This is a genomic window from Cryobacterium sp. Y11, assembly GCF_002929535.1.
In the GTDB taxonomy this organism is placed as follows: Bacteria; Actinomycetota; Actinomycetes; order Actinomycetales; family Microbacteriaceae; genus Cryobacterium.
Genome location: NZ_PJJO01000058.1, coordinates 110,930 through 126,043, shown reverse-complemented (window position 1 = coordinate 126,043; position 15,114 = coordinate 110,930). Strand labels below are relative to the sequence as shown.

At 63.4% G+C, this 15,114-nt stretch carries 13 protein-coding genes; 3 read left to right on the top strand and 10 right to left on the bottom strand.

All coding sequences use genetic code 11. The annotated features are described in order from the left end of the window. Positions 1-30 precede the first annotated feature (30 nt). From araA to CXY75_RS12600, 6 genes are all read right to left on the bottom strand, one after another. Positions 31-1,548, bottom strand: coding sequence for an L-arabinose isomerase (gene araA / locus CXY75_RS12625; protein WP_104083163.1), 1,518 nt, complete (start codon positions 1,546-1,548; stop codon positions 31-33). Continuing rightward, positions 1,548-2,258, bottom strand: a complete 711-nt coding sequence (locus CXY75_RS12620) for an L-ribulose-5-phosphate 4-epimerase (RefSeq protein WP_104083162.1) — start codon at positions 2,256-2,258, stop codon at positions 1,548-1,550. Before CXY75_RS12620 ends, araA begins: the two co-directional genes overlap by 1 nt. Further along, positions 2,255-4,003 (bottom strand): ribulokinase, encoded by a 1,749-nt coding sequence (gene araB / locus CXY75_RS12615; protein WP_104083161.1) that lies wholly within the window; start codon positions 4,001-4,003, stop codon positions 2,255-2,257. The genes CXY75_RS12620 and araB overlap by 4 nt, the downstream gene beginning before the upstream one ends. Positions 4,004-4,324: 321 nt before the next feature. Beyond that, positions 4,325-5,344, bottom strand: coding sequence for a LacI family DNA-binding transcriptional regulator (locus CXY75_RS12610; protein WP_104083160.1), 1,020 nt, complete (start codon positions 5,342-5,344; stop codon positions 4,325-4,327). A 235-nt stretch (positions 5,345-5,579) separates the two neighbouring features. After that, a complete protein-coding gene (locus tag CXY75_RS12605) occupies positions 5,580-6,725 on the bottom strand; it encodes a cystathionine gamma-synthase (RefSeq protein WP_104083159.1) in 1,146 nt (381 codons plus the stop codon). 26 nt (positions 6,726-6,751) lie between these two features. Then, positions 6,752-8,116 carry a cystathionine beta-synthase gene (locus CXY75_RS12600; RefSeq protein ID WP_104083158.1) on the bottom strand — a complete coding sequence of 455 codons (1,365 nt, stop codon included), beginning with the start codon at positions 8,114-8,116 and terminating at the stop codon, positions 6,752-6,754. Positions 8,117-8,379: 263 nt separating this feature from the next. Between CXY75_RS12600 and CXY75_RS12595 the strand changes: the two genes are divergently transcribed. Then, on the top strand, positions 8,380-9,060 hold the full coding sequence (locus tag CXY75_RS12595) for a DUF3105 domain-containing protein (RefSeq protein ID WP_104083157.1): 681 nt from the start codon (positions 8,380-8,382) through the stop codon (positions 9,058-9,060). A 14-nt stretch (positions 9,061-9,074) separates the two neighbouring features. Continuing rightward, positions 9,075-9,782 carry a DUF305 domain-containing protein gene (locus CXY75_RS12590; RefSeq protein ID WP_146069464.1) on the top strand — a complete coding sequence of 236 codons (708 nt, stop codon included), beginning with the start codon at positions 9,075-9,077 and terminating at the stop codon, positions 9,780-9,782. Positions 9,783-9,946: 164 nt separating this feature from the next. Here the strand turns inward: CXY75_RS12590 and CXY75_RS12585 are convergent, their stop codons facing one another. Beyond that, on the bottom strand, positions 9,947-11,479 hold the full coding sequence (locus tag CXY75_RS12585; protein ID WP_104083155.1) for an FAD-dependent oxidoreductase: 1,533 nt from the start codon (positions 11,477-11,479) through the stop codon (positions 9,947-9,949). 110 nt (positions 11,480-11,589) lie between these two features. Here CXY75_RS12585 and CXY75_RS12580 point away from each other — a divergent pair, with 110 nt between their 5' ends. Beyond that, a complete protein-coding gene (locus tag CXY75_RS12580; RefSeq protein ID WP_233201882.1) occupies positions 11,590-11,946 on the top strand; it encodes a helix-turn-helix transcriptional regulator in 357 nt (118 codons plus the stop codon). A gap of 70 nt (positions 11,947-12,016) precedes the next feature. Here CXY75_RS12580 and CXY75_RS12575 read toward each other — a convergent pair whose 3' ends face one another. From CXY75_RS12575 to CXY75_RS12565, 3 genes are read right to left on the bottom strand one after another with little or no spacing between them, the layout of a single operon-like run. Continuing rightward, positions 12,017-12,676 carry an HAD family hydrolase gene (locus CXY75_RS12575; protein WP_104083153.1) on the bottom strand — a complete coding sequence of 220 codons (660 nt, stop codon included), beginning with the start codon at positions 12,674-12,676 and terminating at the stop codon, positions 12,017-12,019. Then, positions 12,676-13,779 (bottom strand): ABC transporter ATP-binding protein, encoded by a 1,104-nt coding sequence (locus tag CXY75_RS12570; protein ID WP_104083152.1) that lies wholly within the window; start codon positions 13,777-13,779, stop codon positions 12,676-12,678. Before CXY75_RS12570 ends, CXY75_RS12575 begins: the two co-directional genes overlap by 1 nt. Positions 13,780-13,783: 4 nt before the next feature. Next, entirely contained in the window at positions 13,784-15,094 is a 1,311-nt protein-coding gene (locus CXY75_RS12565; RefSeq protein WP_104083151.1) for an ABC transporter substrate-binding protein, read from the bottom strand. Between the last annotated feature and the right edge of the window lie 20 nt (positions 15,095-15,114).

Below are 15,114 nucleotides of genomic sequence, written 5' to 3'. Positions count from 1 at the left end.
GGGTGGTACAGCTGTGTCGTGCTGAAATGCTTACAGGCCCTGCGCCAAGCGGTAGTAGGCCTGGTTCCAGCGCACCTCACGCGTGAAATCACGCTGGGTGGTGGTCTTATCGATCACGAGCAGCTCGGTGCGAGCTATCTCGGCGAAATCGTGGAACACCTCAATGCCGACAGCGGTCGACATGACGGTGTGGTGGGCGGCTCCCGCGGTGAGCCAGGCTGCGGCCGAGGTGGCGAAGTCGGGTTCTGGACGCCAGACGGCTCGCCCAACCGGCAGGTTCGGCAGCGCGGCCGTCGGTTCGACGACCTCGACCACGTTCGCCACCAGGCGAAACCGGTCGCGCATGTCGCTCATCGCCACGACAACGGCGGGGCCAGGGTCGGCGTTGAAGACCAGGCGCACCGGGTCTTCACGGCCGCCGATGCCGAGCGGATGAATCTCCAGCGTCGGCCGCGACGTCGTCAAGGAGGGGCTCACCTCGAGCATGTGGGCACCGAGAATCAGCTCGGCGCCGGGGGTGAGGTCGTAGGTGTAGTCCTCCATCAGGCTCGCGCCGCCGGGAAGGCCTGCGCCCATGACGTTGGCAACGCGCACCAAAACGGATGTCTTCCAGTCGCCTTCTGCCCCGAATCCGTAGCCCTCTGCCATCAACCGTTGCACGGCGAGGCCGGGCAACTGTCGCAGTGCGCCGAGGTCTTCAAAACTCGTGGTGAACGCGGTGAAGTCGCCGGCTTCGAGGAAGGTCTTCAGACCCAGTTCGATCGCAGCGCCGTAGCGCAGCGACTCGTGCCGCGCGCCGCCCTTCCGCAGCTCGGGGACTACGTCGTACAGATCTTCATACTCGGCGACCAACGCGGCGATGTCGGCATCCGCTTGTGAATGCACGGCCTCGGCGAGCTCGTTGACCGGCCAGGTGTTCACCTGAACGCCAAAGCGCAGTTCGGCTTCGGTCTTGTCACCCTCGGTCACGGCGACGTAGCGCATGTTGTCGCCGAAACGGGCGAGCTTCATGCTGCGGCTCGCGGCCCAGCCGGCGGCGGCGCGGGTCCAGGAGCCGATGCTGCCGGAGACGGCCGGGTTGGAGACATGGCCGACGACGGTCTTGCGGGTCACGCCGAGGCGGGTCTGAATGTAGCCAAACTCGCGGTCGCCGTGCGCGGCCTGGTTGAGGTTCATGAAGTCGAAGTCAATCTCGGCCCACGGCAGTTCAACGTTGGCTTGGGTGTGCAGGTGCAACAGCGGCTTGGTGAGGGCGTCGAGGCCGGCGATCCACATCTTGGCCGGGGAGAACGTGTGCATCCAGGCGATCAGGCCGATGACGCGATCGTCGGCGTTGGCGTCGAGGGCAGCGCGGCGAATCGACTCCGAGTCCTTCAAAACGGGCTTCCAGACGATCTTCACCGGAACATCGCTTGACGCGTCAAGCGAACGGGCAATCTGCTGCGATTGCTCGGCCACCTGGCGCAGCGTCTCCTCGCCGTAGAGGTTCTGGCTTCCGGTGAAGAACCATACTTCTACGTGATCGAGAGTCGTGGTGAGAGGTGCCATTACTTCAGTGCTCCCTGCGGTGCTTGTCCGTAGACGTTCTGGTATCGGTCGAACAGGGAATCGATGAATTCCTGTGGAATGGGAACGAGCTCGCCGCCCGCGCGGGCCAGCTGCACGGTGCGAGCCACGTCTTCGACCATCACGGCGGCCTTCACCGCGTCTCGGGCATCTTTGCCGATCGTGAACGGGCCGTGATTGGCCATCAAAACGGCCCGCGAGCGGTGGCCGGTGAGGGTCTCCACGATGCCGCGGCCGATCGAATCGTCACCGATAATGGCGAACGGTCCCACCGGAATCGGGCCGCCGAATTCGTCGGCCATGGCGGTGATCACGCACGGAATCTCCTCGCCTCTGGCCGCCCAGGCGGTGGCGTAGGTGGAGTGCGTGTGTACGACTCCCCCGACATCCGGCATATTCCGGTAAACGTAGGCGTGGGCGGCGGTGTCACTCGACGGCGACCGGTCGGAGCCGGGCGTGCCGGCAATGACGTTGCCGTCCAGGTCGCAGAGGATCATGTTCTCGGGCGCGAGGTCGGCATAATCGACACCGCTCGGCTTGATCACAAAGAGGTCAGCCCCCGGCACGCGGCCCGACACGTTGCCGCCGGTCCAGACCACGAGCCCGTTACGAAACAGCTCGGCGTGCAGGCGAGTGATGTCGGCGCGAACGCGAGCAATCGCCACCTCGATTTGGGGTCCATAGGTGCTCATGCGCGCACCGCCTGCTCTACCTGGGCCGACGGCGCGGCGGGGGCCGGAGCATCCGCTGCAGCACGCTTGAGCGCCTTGAGGCGGTGCATCACGTCGTTCTCGCCGCGACCAAAGTAGTCGTGCAGCTGCGTGTATTCCTCGAACAGCTCGTCATACGCCGCCGACGATGCCTCGTTGGGCAGATACACGTTCTTGTTCAGCTTGCCCATCTTCGCGCCAGCAGCACGCACGTCGGGGTAGGCCCCGGCAGCGACTGCGGCGTGAATCGCGGCGCCGAGCGCTGGGCCCTGGTCACTCGCGATGGTGCTGATGGGCAGGCGCAGAATGTCGCTGTAGGTCTGCATCAGGAACGCGTTCTTCAGCAGGCCGCCAGCCACGATGAATTCGGTCACCGGCACTCCGCTCGCGGTGAAAGTTTCCACGATGGTGCGCGTACCGAAGGCTGTCGCCTCGAGCAGAGCTCGGTAGATCTCTTCCGGCCGGGTGGTGAGGGTCGTGCCGATGACGAGTCCGGAGAGTTCGTGGTCCACCAGCACCGAGCGGTTGCCGCTGTGCCAGTCGAGGGCCACGAGCCCGTGACCGCCGACGGGCTGGTCCTTGATCAGCTCGGTGAGGTGCTCGTGCACGCTGCGTCCGAGTGCCCGCGCATCGTCGACGTACCGGGAGGGCACCTGATTGTTGACGTACCAGGCGAAAATGTCGCCTACACCGCTCTGCCCGGCCTCGTAGCCGTACAACCCAGAAATAATCCCGCCATCAACGACGCCGCACATGCCCGGCACCTCGACCAGGCGGTCGGAGTTCATCACATGGCAGGTGCTCGTGCCCATAATGGCCACCATCTGGCCCGGATTCACGGCCTGCGCAGCCGGCGCGGTTACGTGAGCATCCACATTGCCAACGGCCACGTGAATGCCCTCAGGCAGCCCGGTCCAGGCAGCGGCTTCGGCCGACAGCGTTCCAGCGGATGCGCCCAGCTGGCCAATCTCATGCGCCACCTTGTCGAGAGCGAAGCGTGAAAAAGCCGGGTTCAGCGCACCGAGAAAGGCCTCGCTCGGATACTCGCCGTCTTGCAGGATGCCCTTGTAACCGGCGGTGCAGGCGTTCCGCACGTAGCGGCCGGTGAGCTGCCAGACGATCCAGTCGGCGGCTTCAACCCAGTGGTCCATGCGGTCGTAGAGCTCGGGATCTTCCTCGAGGAGCTGCAAGCCCTTGGCAAATTCCCACTCACTCGAAATGAGCCCGCCATAGCGCGGCAGCCAGCTTTCACCGCGCTCGAAAGCGAGATCATTGATGCGGTCGGCCTGAGCCTGGGCCGCGTGGTGACGCCACAGCTTGACATACGCGTGCGGACGACCGGCGTACTCCGGCAGTTCGTTCAGCGGTGTGCCATCGGCGAGCACCGGAACCATCGTGCAGGCCGTGAAGTCGGTGCCGATTCCCATCACGCGGGCCGGGTCGATGCCGGCGTTCGCGACGGCGGCCGGAACCGCGCTCTGCAGCACGGCAACGTAGTCGGCGGGAACCTGAAGCGCCCACTCGGGAGGAAGAGCCGCGCCGGTCGCGGCCAGGGTCGTATCCATCACCGCGTGCGGGTAATCCAGCACGGCAGAACCAAGTTCAACGCCATCGGAGACCCGCACCACAACCGCCCGACCGGAGAGGGTTCCGTAGTCAACACCGATAACGTACGTCTCGCCGTCGATCGAGGCCGTGGGTTGCAAGACCGCATCGGGTGTACTCACGGAATCGACTCCTATGTCAGGTCTGCGCGCGGAAGCTACCGCGAGTGTTTCGGGGAATGACGAGCGGCCGATGAGTCAACCTGCGAGTGCGGACCAAATGTGATCGGTCACATTCCCGTGTGCTTATGTTAGCTGCATGAGCACTCGTCGTGTCAAGAACGACTGTGTCTCGTTTGAATAACGCTCCTGCCGGTCGAGCCGCGACGAAACGCGATCGCCCACGTCTTGGCTGGTCTCGATCACTCGTGCCTCGACCGGCGGTTCTCAAATTCCGCCGGTCAAAGCGCGACGAAGGAGCGATCGAGACCACGCACGCCAACCTCAGAAAGCGGGGCGCGCGGTAGATGCCCGCACAATGAGCTCCGGCATGATGGCGCCCTGGTTTTCCGCGGTGGTGCCAGCGATATTGGCCAGCAGCAGCGCAACACAACGCCGGCCGAGTTCGGCAAAGTCCTGGCGCACCGTCGTGAGCGGCGGCCAGAAGTGCGCAGCCTCCGGAATATCGTCGAAGCCCACGATGCTCACATCACGCGGCACATTGAGTCCGGCTTCGCGAATGGCGTGCATGAGCCCGAGCGCCATCTGGTCATTAGATGAGAAGATCGCCGTAAAGTCTCGCACGTGCAGTAGCTCACGCCCGGCGTGATAACCGAATTCTGCCGTCCAGTCGCCGAGGATCGGCGCGGTTGTCGGAACATCCCTGGCCCCCATCTCCTCGAGAAAGCCGTGCATACGCGCCTCGGCCTCGATCCAGTCCTGTGGGCCAGCGAGATGGTAGATGTCGCGGTGCCCGAGGTCGATGAGGTGCCGAGTGGCCAGTCGTGCGCCGGCGATTTGGTTGACGGAGAGGGGGTTGGCGCCAATGTTCCCCGTGGACTGCAGCGTCACAAACGGCACGTCGATCGACAGCAGTTTGAGGGCATTGAACACCCGCACTTGCGGCGCGATCACGACGATGCCCTCCACGGACTGGGACATCAGGTGATCGATGGCCGCCGTAATCGACCCGGGATCCCCGCGATTCAGGTTTGCCGTGTTCACGAAGTAGCCGGCCTCCCGCGCGGCATCCTGGATGGCGGCGACACTGCTCGCCGGGCCGTATTCGGCGCTCGACGCTGACAGCACACCAATTGTGCGGGACCGGCCGCGCGACAGCGCGCGGGCAGCCTTGTTGGGTCGGTACTGCAGTTCTTCGATGACCTGGAGCACTCGAGCCTTGGTGGAATCGCGAATGCTGGGGTGGTCGTTGAGCACGCGGGACACGGTCTGATGCGAGACACCGGCGAGGCGCGCGACATCCCGGATGCTCGGCGCACGGCCGTTGGACTTGTCGCCAGTCACGGATGAACCCTGCTCGAGTGTGAACGGTCACAAATGTGCTCGCGTCTCCATTATGCAGGCTCCGAGCACGATGTGACAGTCACATTGTGACAGGCACAGTGTGACAGGCGCACTCGGCGCCGTGCCTCCACGACACCTCCCCGCTGTCCAAGTCCAGGCCCGGGCCCGGGCCCACGATAGATCATGGGCACGCCTCCCTAACAGGGGTCCCGCCGGCAAACAGCCCGGCGTGCAATCAGGCGTTGGGCAGCGCGCTCTTCAGGTCGGCGATGAGATCCTCGACGTCTTCGATGCCGACCGAGAGGCGCACAATGTTCTCTGGCACCTCAAGTTCGGTGCCACGCACCGAGGCGTGGGTCATCTCGGAGGGGTAGTTCACGAGGGATTCCACCCCACCGAGCGATTCGGCCAGCTGGAACAAGTGCATCGACTCGGCGAACAGGCGCGCGGCCGCGGCTCCTCCCACAAACGCGATGGCGATCATGCCGCCAAAGCCCGACATCTGCTTCTTGGCCAGCTCGTGGCCGGGATGGCCGGGCAGTCCCGGGTAGTAGACCCGCTCGATGGCTGGGTGGCCGTCGAGAAATTCCGCGATAGCCTGGGCGTTCGTGCAGTGCCGTTCCATGCGCACCGAGAGCGTCTTAATGCCGCGCACGGTCAGCCAGGAATCGAGCGGAGCCGATACCGGCCCAGCCGCGAACTGCAAGAACTTGGCCTTCTCGTGCAACTCGTCGTCGTTCATGATGAGCGCCCCGCCGAGTACGTCGGAGTGGCCGCCAAGATACTTCGTCGTCGAGTGCACGACGACGTCAGCGCCGAATGCAAGCGGATGCTGCAGCGCCGGTGACGCAAAGGTGTTGTCGACGATCGCGATGGCACCGTGCCGGTGTGCGATCTCGGACAGCGCTGCAATGTCGCTGATCTTCATGAGCGGGTTGCTCGGCGTCTCCACCCAGAGAATCTTCGTTTCGGGACGGATGGCGGCCTCAACCGCCGCGAGATCGCTCATCTCGACGGTCGTGTTGAGCACGCCCCAGGCACCGTGCACCTGGCTAATGAGCCGGTGGGTGCCACCGTAGACGTCATTGCCCAGCACCACATGGTCGCCGGGGGCCAGGATGGCGCGCAGGATCGTGTCTTCCGCGGCGAGTCCGCTCGCGAACGACAATCCGTGCTTGCCACCTTCGAGCGCGGCGAGCAACGTTTCGAGCGCCGTGCGGGTGGGGTTGCCGGCGCGGCTGTACTCATAGCCGTCGCGCAGGTTACCGATGCCGTCCTGCACGAAGGTGGAGGTCTGGTAAATCGGCGGAGTGACGGCGCCGGTGGCCTTGTCAAACGCCTGACCGGCGTGGATTGCGATCGTGTCGAACTTGTTAGCCATGAGAACTCCCTCTGTAGAAATGACGATTAGACGCTCAGATAGCTGAGCAGGTCGTGGCGGGTGATGACGCCCAGCGGCTTACCGCCGTCGGTGACGAGCAACGCGTCATGGTTGGCGAATGCGGCGCGGGCGGCAGCGACTGGCTCATTGACGCCGATCAGCGGCAGCGCGTCGCCGACGATCGAGCCGACCCGATCGGTCAGCTGCGCGTCGCCGGAGAAGACCAGGTCCATCAGGGTGCGCTCGTCTAGTGCTCCGAGCACCTCCCCCATAACGACGGGCGGTTTGGCGCTCAGTACGAGCAGCTGCGACACTCCCCGGCCGGTCATGGTTTCAATCGCATCGTGCACCGTGTCGCTCGGGTGCACGTAGACCAGGGCCGGCAAGCTCCCGGTCTTCGATTCGAGCAGGTTGGCGACCGTGTGTCCGGACGGGGCGTTGCTGAAACCGTAGCTGCGCATCCACTTGTCGTTGAATATTTTGCCGAGGTAGCCGCGGCCACCGTCGGGCAGCAGCACGACGATCGTGTCGTCTGGCCCGAGCTTTTCGGCGGCGCGCAGGGCTGCCACGACGGCCATTCCGCTCGATCCGCCGACCAGGATTCCCTCTTCGAGGGCAAGCCGGCGGGTCATGGCGAACGAGTCGGCGTCGGACACCGCGATGACCTCGTGCACGACGGCGGGGTCGTAGGCGCCGGGCCAGAAGTCTTCGCCGACGCCCTCGACCAGGTACGGGCGCCCGGTGCCGCCGGAGTAGACCGAGCCCTCCGGGTCTGCTCCGATGATGCGCACGGTGTTGTTTGACACCTCGCGCAGGTAGCGACCGGTGCCGGTAATGGTGCCGCCGGTGCCGACGCCGGCCACGAAGTGCGTGACCGTTCCGTCGGTGTCACGCCAGATCTCCGGCCCCGTGGTCTCGTAGTGACTGAGCGGACCGTTCGGGTTGAAGTACTGGTTGGGCTTAAAGGCGCCCGGAATCTCGCGGGCCAGCCGGTCTGACACGCTGTAGTACGACTCGGGGTCTTCCGGCAAAACGGATGTCGGCGTCACCACGATCTCGGCGCCGTATGCCGTGAGCACGTTGCGTTTGTCCTCGCCGACCTTGTCCGGCAGCACGAAGACACACTTGTAGCCGCGCTGCTGGGCTACCAGGGCCAGGCCAACGCCGGTGTTGCCGGAGGTGGGCTCGACGATGGTGCCGCCGGGTTTCAAGAGGCCGTCGCGCTCCGCCGCGTCGATGATGCGCACCGCGATGCGGTCCTTCGCCGACCCGCCGGGGTTTAAGTATTCGAGTTTCACGAGCACCGTCGCGGTCAATCCCGCGGTGACTTTGTGGAGTCTGACCAGAGGCGTGTCACCGATGAGGTCAAGAATGGTGTCTGCGATTTTCATGGTTATTCCTTCTGTCGAGCCGCGCGCCAGTGGGCAGGCACGGCCGCGGGTTGCGCACCGGACGTGTAGTTCACCGGCTCGCCGGCGGCCGGGCGCGTTCGTGGGCTTCGCCTAGCGACGGCAACGACACGACGAGTGAACGGGCACGCATCCACTCTATCGGGCGACGTGAGTTGGCGAACCAGCAGAGACAACGGTATCGAGGGAACCAACAGGAGCGGCTGATACGTTCAAGGTGAAACAGCACTTATCGAGAGGCCCCCGTGACCGCCCAGCCCGGCTCCCCCATCAATAAAGCGTCGCTCAAGCAAGAACGCACTGCCAAGCGCGCGAAGAAGCTGGAGCAATACCACCGCCAGCAAAAGCGCAGCAAGCGCAACCGACTGATCGGCATTATCGGCGGTGCGGTCGTCATCGTGGCGATTATCGCCCTCATCGTTTCGGCCTTCGTCCTCGCCCCCAAGGCGGCCAACTATGCGGGCGGCGGCGCCGGTAACGCGTCGTCGATCGACGGGGTGGAGACATTCAGCAACGTGACCAGCCACATCGAGACCGCCGTCACCTACGAGCAGACCCCGCCCGCTGGCGGCCCGCACAGCCGGGCCTGGCTCAATTGCGGCGTGTACGATCAGGCCGTTCCGAGCGAGAACGCGGTGCATTCGCTCGAGCATGGGGCAATTTGGGTCACCTACGACCCGGCGATCTCCGACGACGAGCTCAAGGCGCTCAAGGCGCTGCTGCCCTCGACCTATGTCATCCTCGCGCCGTTTGAGGGCATTCCCGCTCCGATCGTGCTCAGCGGCTGGAACTCGCAGCTGCAAATCGACAACGCAGACGACCCCCGCATCGCCGAATTCTTCACCGAGTTCTGGAAGAGCACGAACGTGCCCGAAGATGGCAGCCCCTGCTCGGGCGCGATCGACGCCCCCGGCAAAGTTTCTTAGGGTGAACGCGGCCTGTGACTTCTGACAGCGTGCAGCCCACCGCGCAACCAACGGATGCCCAACCGCCGCGGCCGCGCCGCTCGGTTTTGCGCGCTATCACGGTCACGGTTGTCGTCACTGCGCTCATCGCCGGAGCCGCGGCCTTCTCGGCGGGACGGTTGAGTACGATCGTCGACGCAACGCCCGACACGACGAGTGCCGAGGCCGGCTTCGCCCGGGATATGCAGGAGCACCACAATCAGGGCGTCGAGCTGGCCCTGATCATTCGCGATCGCACCGACGATGAGCCGGTGCGGCTGCTCGCCTACGATATAGCCACGACCCAGGGCAATCAGAGCGGCCAGATGTCGGGGTGGCTGGCCGTCTGGGGCCTGCCGCAGTTCGCCCCGGAACCGTCAATGACCTGGATGACCCGGCCGGTCCCGTCCGGCGAGTCGCACGACTCGTCCCATACCGCCACCGCTACCCACGTCGCGGGAGAACGGATGCCCGGTCTCGCGACTGCCGCGCAGATTGCAGCGCTCACCGCGGCATCCGGTATTGAAGCGGAGCGCCAGTTTCTCGTCATCATGATCGCTCACCACCGGGGAGCGATCACGATGGCCGAGGCGGTGCTGGAACGCAGTAGTCACGCGACCGTGCAGGCGTTTGCGACCTCGGTCGTGCTGAGCCAGGAATCCGAGATCGATCTGATGACCGAGATGCTCGAAGAGCGTTCCTAGCCCTCCCGGCGCCCGCCGGTGCGCCTCCACCCGGGCCAGGCGCGTGCCGGGCCCACCCTATGAACGTGGGCCCAGTCTATAAACTGGGCCCACGGACGGGGCCCGGGCCCCGTCCGTGGGAATCTCGGTTGCGGTACTTTTGAGCTTCGCCTGCGTGCCCTTCGCTATCGCGACGTGACCATGGGCTCGCAGCAGGTCGTGGCTTCGACTGGGTTTTCTGGTTCACGAACGGAAATCGTGAGCAGCGCGGGTGCCGGTGAGCAGCATCCGTCACTGACTGGCACGTCGCTGATCGATACCGCGTTGATCGATGCCGCGGCGACCGCCGGGGTCGCGCAACACGCATCATCAGTCGCCTCGCCGGCCAGGCCGTGTTCTAGCCCGGTGGCAAACCCGACCGTTGTCACGGGAACATCGATTCCGGGCGCAACACAGCAGACTCCGGTCTGCGGGAGGGTGAGCTCGACCCGCTCGGCGGCTGCATGATCTCCGGCTAGTTCAGCCGCGATGGAACGCACCTGTTCGTAACCGGTGGCCATCAGAAAAGTGGGCGCGCGACCGTAGCTCTTCATGCCGACGATGAAGAAACCTTCGTCGGGGTGGGTGAGCATACTCGCCCCGTGCGGCGCGACGGTGCCGCAACTGTGAAAGTTGGGGTCAATGAGTGGGGCGAGCCGTGCGGGCGCTTCCACCGACGCGTCAAGGTTCAACTGTATTTCGCGGAGCATGTCCAAGTTGGGGCGAAACCCCGTTGCCCCTGCCACAACATCGACATCGAGCGAACCGGTGAACCCGTTCGTTGTGGCGTCCACCGTCAGCTGTCCGGTCTCATTCGAGCTGCGATGGAAAGCACCGATGGTGAAATCGGTGAGCAACCTGATGTCGCCGGCGGTGACCGCGTTTCGCACCCGCGTACCCAGGGCCCCTCGGACTGGCAGCTCATCGTCAGCGCCGCCACCATAGAGTCGCTCCGGTGACGGGCCGCGGATGGCCCAGGAGATCGTTGTGGTCGGATCGGTCTCGCGCAGTTCGACCAGTGCGAGCAGCGTATTCGCTGCGGAATGTCCCATTCCAACGACGAGCGTGTGTCGGCCGGCGAAACGTTCTCGATCCCGCCCGAGTACGTCCGGCAGCGGTCCGCTCAGCCACGCCGCGGCATCCGCTTCGCCGGGCGCGGGAAGGCCATGAGCGCCGAGGGGGTTCGATTGTCCCCAGGTACCGGAGGCGTCGATGACCGCTGCAGCGATAATGTCGGTGACGACTCCCTGGTTGTGCGTGCGAACAATATACGCACGCCCATCCCGCCCTATTGAGCGTGTCTTGTCGACACCTTGCCGGGAGACGGCCACGACCTCACTGTGAAAACGGATGCGTGCGCGGAGCTCGGGCGTGCCCGCGAGCGGGTGCAGGTACCGCTCAAGAAGGTCCCGGCCGGTGGGAACTTCCTCCGGGTTGGGGCCCTGCCAGTCGGTCTGCTCCAGCAATCGTCGAGTTGCCGCGTCGATGTCGTACTCCCACGGCGAGAACAGCGAGATGTGCTGCCAGGCGTCAATGGCGGCGCCGGCTCGCTCGCCGGCCTCCAGAATCAGGGGCTCTAGGCCACGTTCCAGCAAATGCGCCGCCGCAGCGAGACCGATCGGTCCGGCACCAATCACGACGACTGGTAACCCCGCTGCTGTGTTCCTGGTGATACTCATCACGATTCCCATCCATCTCGTAATCAACAAACAAGACAGACGATAACAGTGATTACTGTTGACAACAAATTCCGTGTGTAATAATTACTGTCATGCGGCAAGGTCTAGATGTGCAACTGATAACCCACGACGAGCTTCGCTCTCCGGCCGAGCAGGCGCAGATTTTGTCGCCCTCACTTCGAGCGCTGTCCGACCCGAATCGGCTGCACCTGGTACTTCTTTTGGCCGAGGGACCGAAGACCGTGCGGGAGCTGACCGATGCGACGGGAATGAGCCAGACCCTCGTCAGCCATCACCTGACACCACTTCGAGAGCAGCAGCTGGTCAGCGTCACGCCGCAGGGACGCAGCAATGTGTACGAGTTGTGCTGTGAAAATCTGGCGACCCCCCTGCGCATGCTGGCTACGGTGGTAGCCAGCAGCCCCCTCGGCGTTGAGGCCTGCTGCACCCCGTCCACCCTGTCGTAAGCTACTGCTCGGTAATGGTTCTGGCTATCCCGGCCGCTTCAACGGGGTAAGCCGCCGTGGGAATGATACTTCACCGTGACGCCGCCTGATCGGCGGAGTCAGAAACGATGGCCATGATTTCGCGCAGTGATTCCACGATGTGCACTGCACCGGCTTCCCACAGCACATCCTCGGGAGCGTATCCGCCTGCAACCCCGATGGGAATGTATCCTGCGGCGGTGGCGGAGCGCATGTCGTACGCGGTGTCGCCAACGTAGAAGGCGCGGTCGCGACGATTGCGATGCTTGGAGAGTTGCACGACCTTGTCAGCGACCTTGGCATCGACGGTGTCCAACACTGAGGGTACCGAAAGTGATCGTTGGTCAAATTGAACAGCTGCAGCCGATGCAGCAGACACAACGCCTAACCATGCTCCTGCTGCTGAGAGTTCCAGCAAAGCAGCGTTGGTTCCTGCTCGAAGGCAGGTAGACATCTGGGTCATCTGGTCGTTCCATTCCGCTTCGGCCTGATCGAGGTCAAGGGAGTGCACGCCGAGATCGCGAAACATTGTTCGCATGGGGAGTCGGAATTGTTGGGAGAACTCTTCGTTGTTGAGTGTTCCTAACGATCGCGCCGCGAGCACTGAATTCAGCGACGCGCGGGCACGGTCGGCGTCGAGCACGACCGTGCCATTCCAATCAAACAACACCATAGTGTCGGCCAACGCCAACGTGGTAGAAGGTGAATCCATCACGCGGCGACCGGCTGACGGAGCGTGATTCCGACAGATTCTGCTGTTCCGACTCGATGTCCGGTCTTTTGCGAATAGACGTGCACGAGGCGTGGATCACACTGCACCGTCACCCGTGTGCCCGGTGAGGGAGTGTCTGCAACCTCGCAGCGAAACGTGACCGCATGACCGGAGTCGCTGGTCAACCGTACGATGCGATCTTTCCCCGTTGGTTCGACAAGCCCGACAACTCCGGATATCGCCCAGGCACCGTAGGTGGCGGAGTCAGTCGTGAGGGTGAGGTGTTCGGCCCGTACGCCGAGCGTCAGCGCCTCCGTCATCGCAGCGCTGGAATGTTGGCCAAAAGCCGACTCGCCGGTCAACTCATCGACTTTCACGAGGTTCATCGGCGGTGACCCGATGAATGATGCGACGAACAGCGTCTGGGGCACGGCGTACAGCTCATCGGGTGTTCCGAGCTGTTCGATGTGTCCCAGGTTGATGACGGCGATTCGATCGGCCATGGCCATGGCATCGAGCTGGTCATGGGTGACGTTGATGCCGGTGGCCCCAACTGAACGCAGCAAGGTGGCGATTTCGAGTCGGAGTACGGCATGCAGCTGGGCGTCCAGGCCGGATAGTGGCTCGTCCAGAAGAACGATGCCGCTTTGCCTGGCCAAAGCTCTGGCGAGAGCGATTCGTTGGCGCTGACCGCCTGACATTTCTTTGGGTTTTCGGTTCAGGAGATGCTTTACCTGCATCCTGTCGGCTACATCAACGGCCCGTTTGTTCGCCACTTGCTTAGTTAAACCGAGTCCGTGACGGAGGCCAAGCGTGATGTTTTCTAAGGATGAGAGGTGCGGGTACAGCGCGAAATGCTGGAACACGATCGCAGCGTCTCGCTTATGCGGAGGGATGCCATTCTGAGCGACCCCGTTGAATGCGACTGTTCCCTTGTCGGGCTCTTCCAGCCCTGCGATGATGTGGAGCAACGTGGATTTGCCTGACCCGGACGGCCCGAGGATGGCGAAGTTTTCGCCATCCTCGATGGTCAGGTCGATCCCGTCGAGGGCTTTCACCTCGGCAAAAGACTTGTGAATTCCGAAAATCTTGACCGCGGTCATGTTGTTATTCGCTCACAATCAGGTCGATGTTCGTGACGGCCTCGTTCACCGTTTCCGTGGCGTCGGCACCCGACTGGAGTTTCTGAGCCATCAGGCGAACCGTGTCGAAGACCTCCATGGTGTCCTTTCCGGCGAACCCACCCCACGGAGTAAGCGGCTTGTCGTAGCTCCACGCGTAGGTCAGCTGCTTCGTCGCGGCGTCGCTGGAGAGGAGGGACTCGCCGGACTCGGTGTCGACTGGAATATAGCTGCGTGACGTGCCGCTGGCGGCGGAGACGGCCTCCGGGGAGAGTAACTCCGCGATCAGGGCATTAGAGTACGCTGCGCGGCAGGCGTCTTCGCTGAGAACGATCCAGCCGTTGCCACCGGCGGGTAGGGAGCCTTCTTCGTTTCCTTCGACACTGGGCAGGTCGACCGGCATCCAGTCGAACGCGTCGCCGATGCCTTCCTGGATCATGGCGATATTTGACGTAGTCCTAACGAGGAACGCTGCATTTCCTCCAATGAACTGGGCAATGGCGTCTTGGTCATTGACGACGCCGAGTTCAAGACCATTATTTTTGAGGGTTGGCCAGATAGAAAGTGCTTCAATGGCCTTCTCAGACCCAAAACCGGCCGTGCCATCGGCATTCACGTACGTTTCTCCCGAACCCTGCACCAGGGCTTGGCTAAACCAGTCCGGCAAAGTTTCGGTTGGAATGGTAATCGACGGCTTGCCTGTGTCAGCGGTGACTTTCTCAGCTGCTGCGACGAGATCATCTAGGGTTCTAATGTCTTTCGCCTCACCCGCATTTGCGGAGTCAAGGGCGTCTTGGTTGACGAGCAAGACGGTGGCGGAGATTTGGTTAGTAGCCAAATAGACCGTTCCATCAACTGTGCCAGCTCCCAAAAACTGGGTTTTATAGGTAGGGCGCAACGCGGAAACATCAATGGGTGCCGGTGAATAGGTGTCAACCCAGAATTGCAGCTGGCCAAGCCCCGTCATGATGAGATCCGGGCGGTTACCCACCGCGATGTCAGCAACGACGGTTTTGGTGAGTTCGTTGTAGTCAGACGTCGAGGGCGGGGTGGCCTTGATGGTGAGCTCGGGATAGGTCTCCTGCAAATTGGCAGTGGCGATCTCCATGGCCTCAGCTGCCATCAGCCCGTACGTGGCGGTGATGGTGTTCGCTGCTGGGTCACAGTCGGCGATGTTGGCTGCCGTAGCGACGGAGGCTTCGGGGGCCGAAGCCGCCGAAGAAGCGGCACATCCTGACAAGAGAATTGAACCGGCGGCGAGAGCCCCGAATGCGAGAGAGAGACGGTTAGGCATCATGCTAATAACTCCTATGTGTG

What these genes read in the sequence shown, in the direction of transcription:
- araA (WP_104083163.1), bottom strand. Translation starts at nt 1,548, where the DNA reads ATGGCACCTCTCACCACGACTCTCGATCACGTAGAAGTATGGTTCTTC.
- CXY75_RS12620 (WP_104083162.1), bottom strand. Translation starts at nt 2,258, where the DNA reads ATGAGCACCTATGGACCCCAAATCGAGGTGGCGATTGCTCGCGTTCGC.
- CXY75_RS12605 (WP_104083159.1), bottom strand. Translation starts at nt 6,725, where the DNA reads ATGGCTAACAAGTTCGACACGATCGCAATCCACGCCGGTCAGGCGTTT.
- CXY75_RS12600 (WP_104083158.1), bottom strand. Translation starts at nt 8,116, where the DNA reads ATGAAAATCGCAGACACCATTCTTGACCTCATCGGTGACACGCCTCTG.
- CXY75_RS12585 (WP_104083155.1), bottom strand. Translation starts at nt 11,479, where the DNA reads ATGAGTATCACCAGGAACACAGCAGCGGGGTTACCAGTCGTCGTGATT.
- CXY75_RS12575 (WP_104083153.1), bottom strand. Translation starts at nt 12,676, where the DNA reads ATGGATTCACCTTCTACCACGTTGGCGTTGGCCGACACTATGGTGTTG.
- CXY75_RS12570 (WP_104083152.1), bottom strand. Translation starts at nt 13,779, where the DNA reads ATGACCGCGGTCAAGATTTTCGGAATTCACAAGTCTTTTGCCGAGGTG.
- CXY75_RS12565 (WP_104083151.1), bottom strand. Translation starts at nt 15,094, where the DNA reads ATGATGCCTAACCGTCTCTCTCTCGCATTCGGGGCTCTCGCCGCCGGT.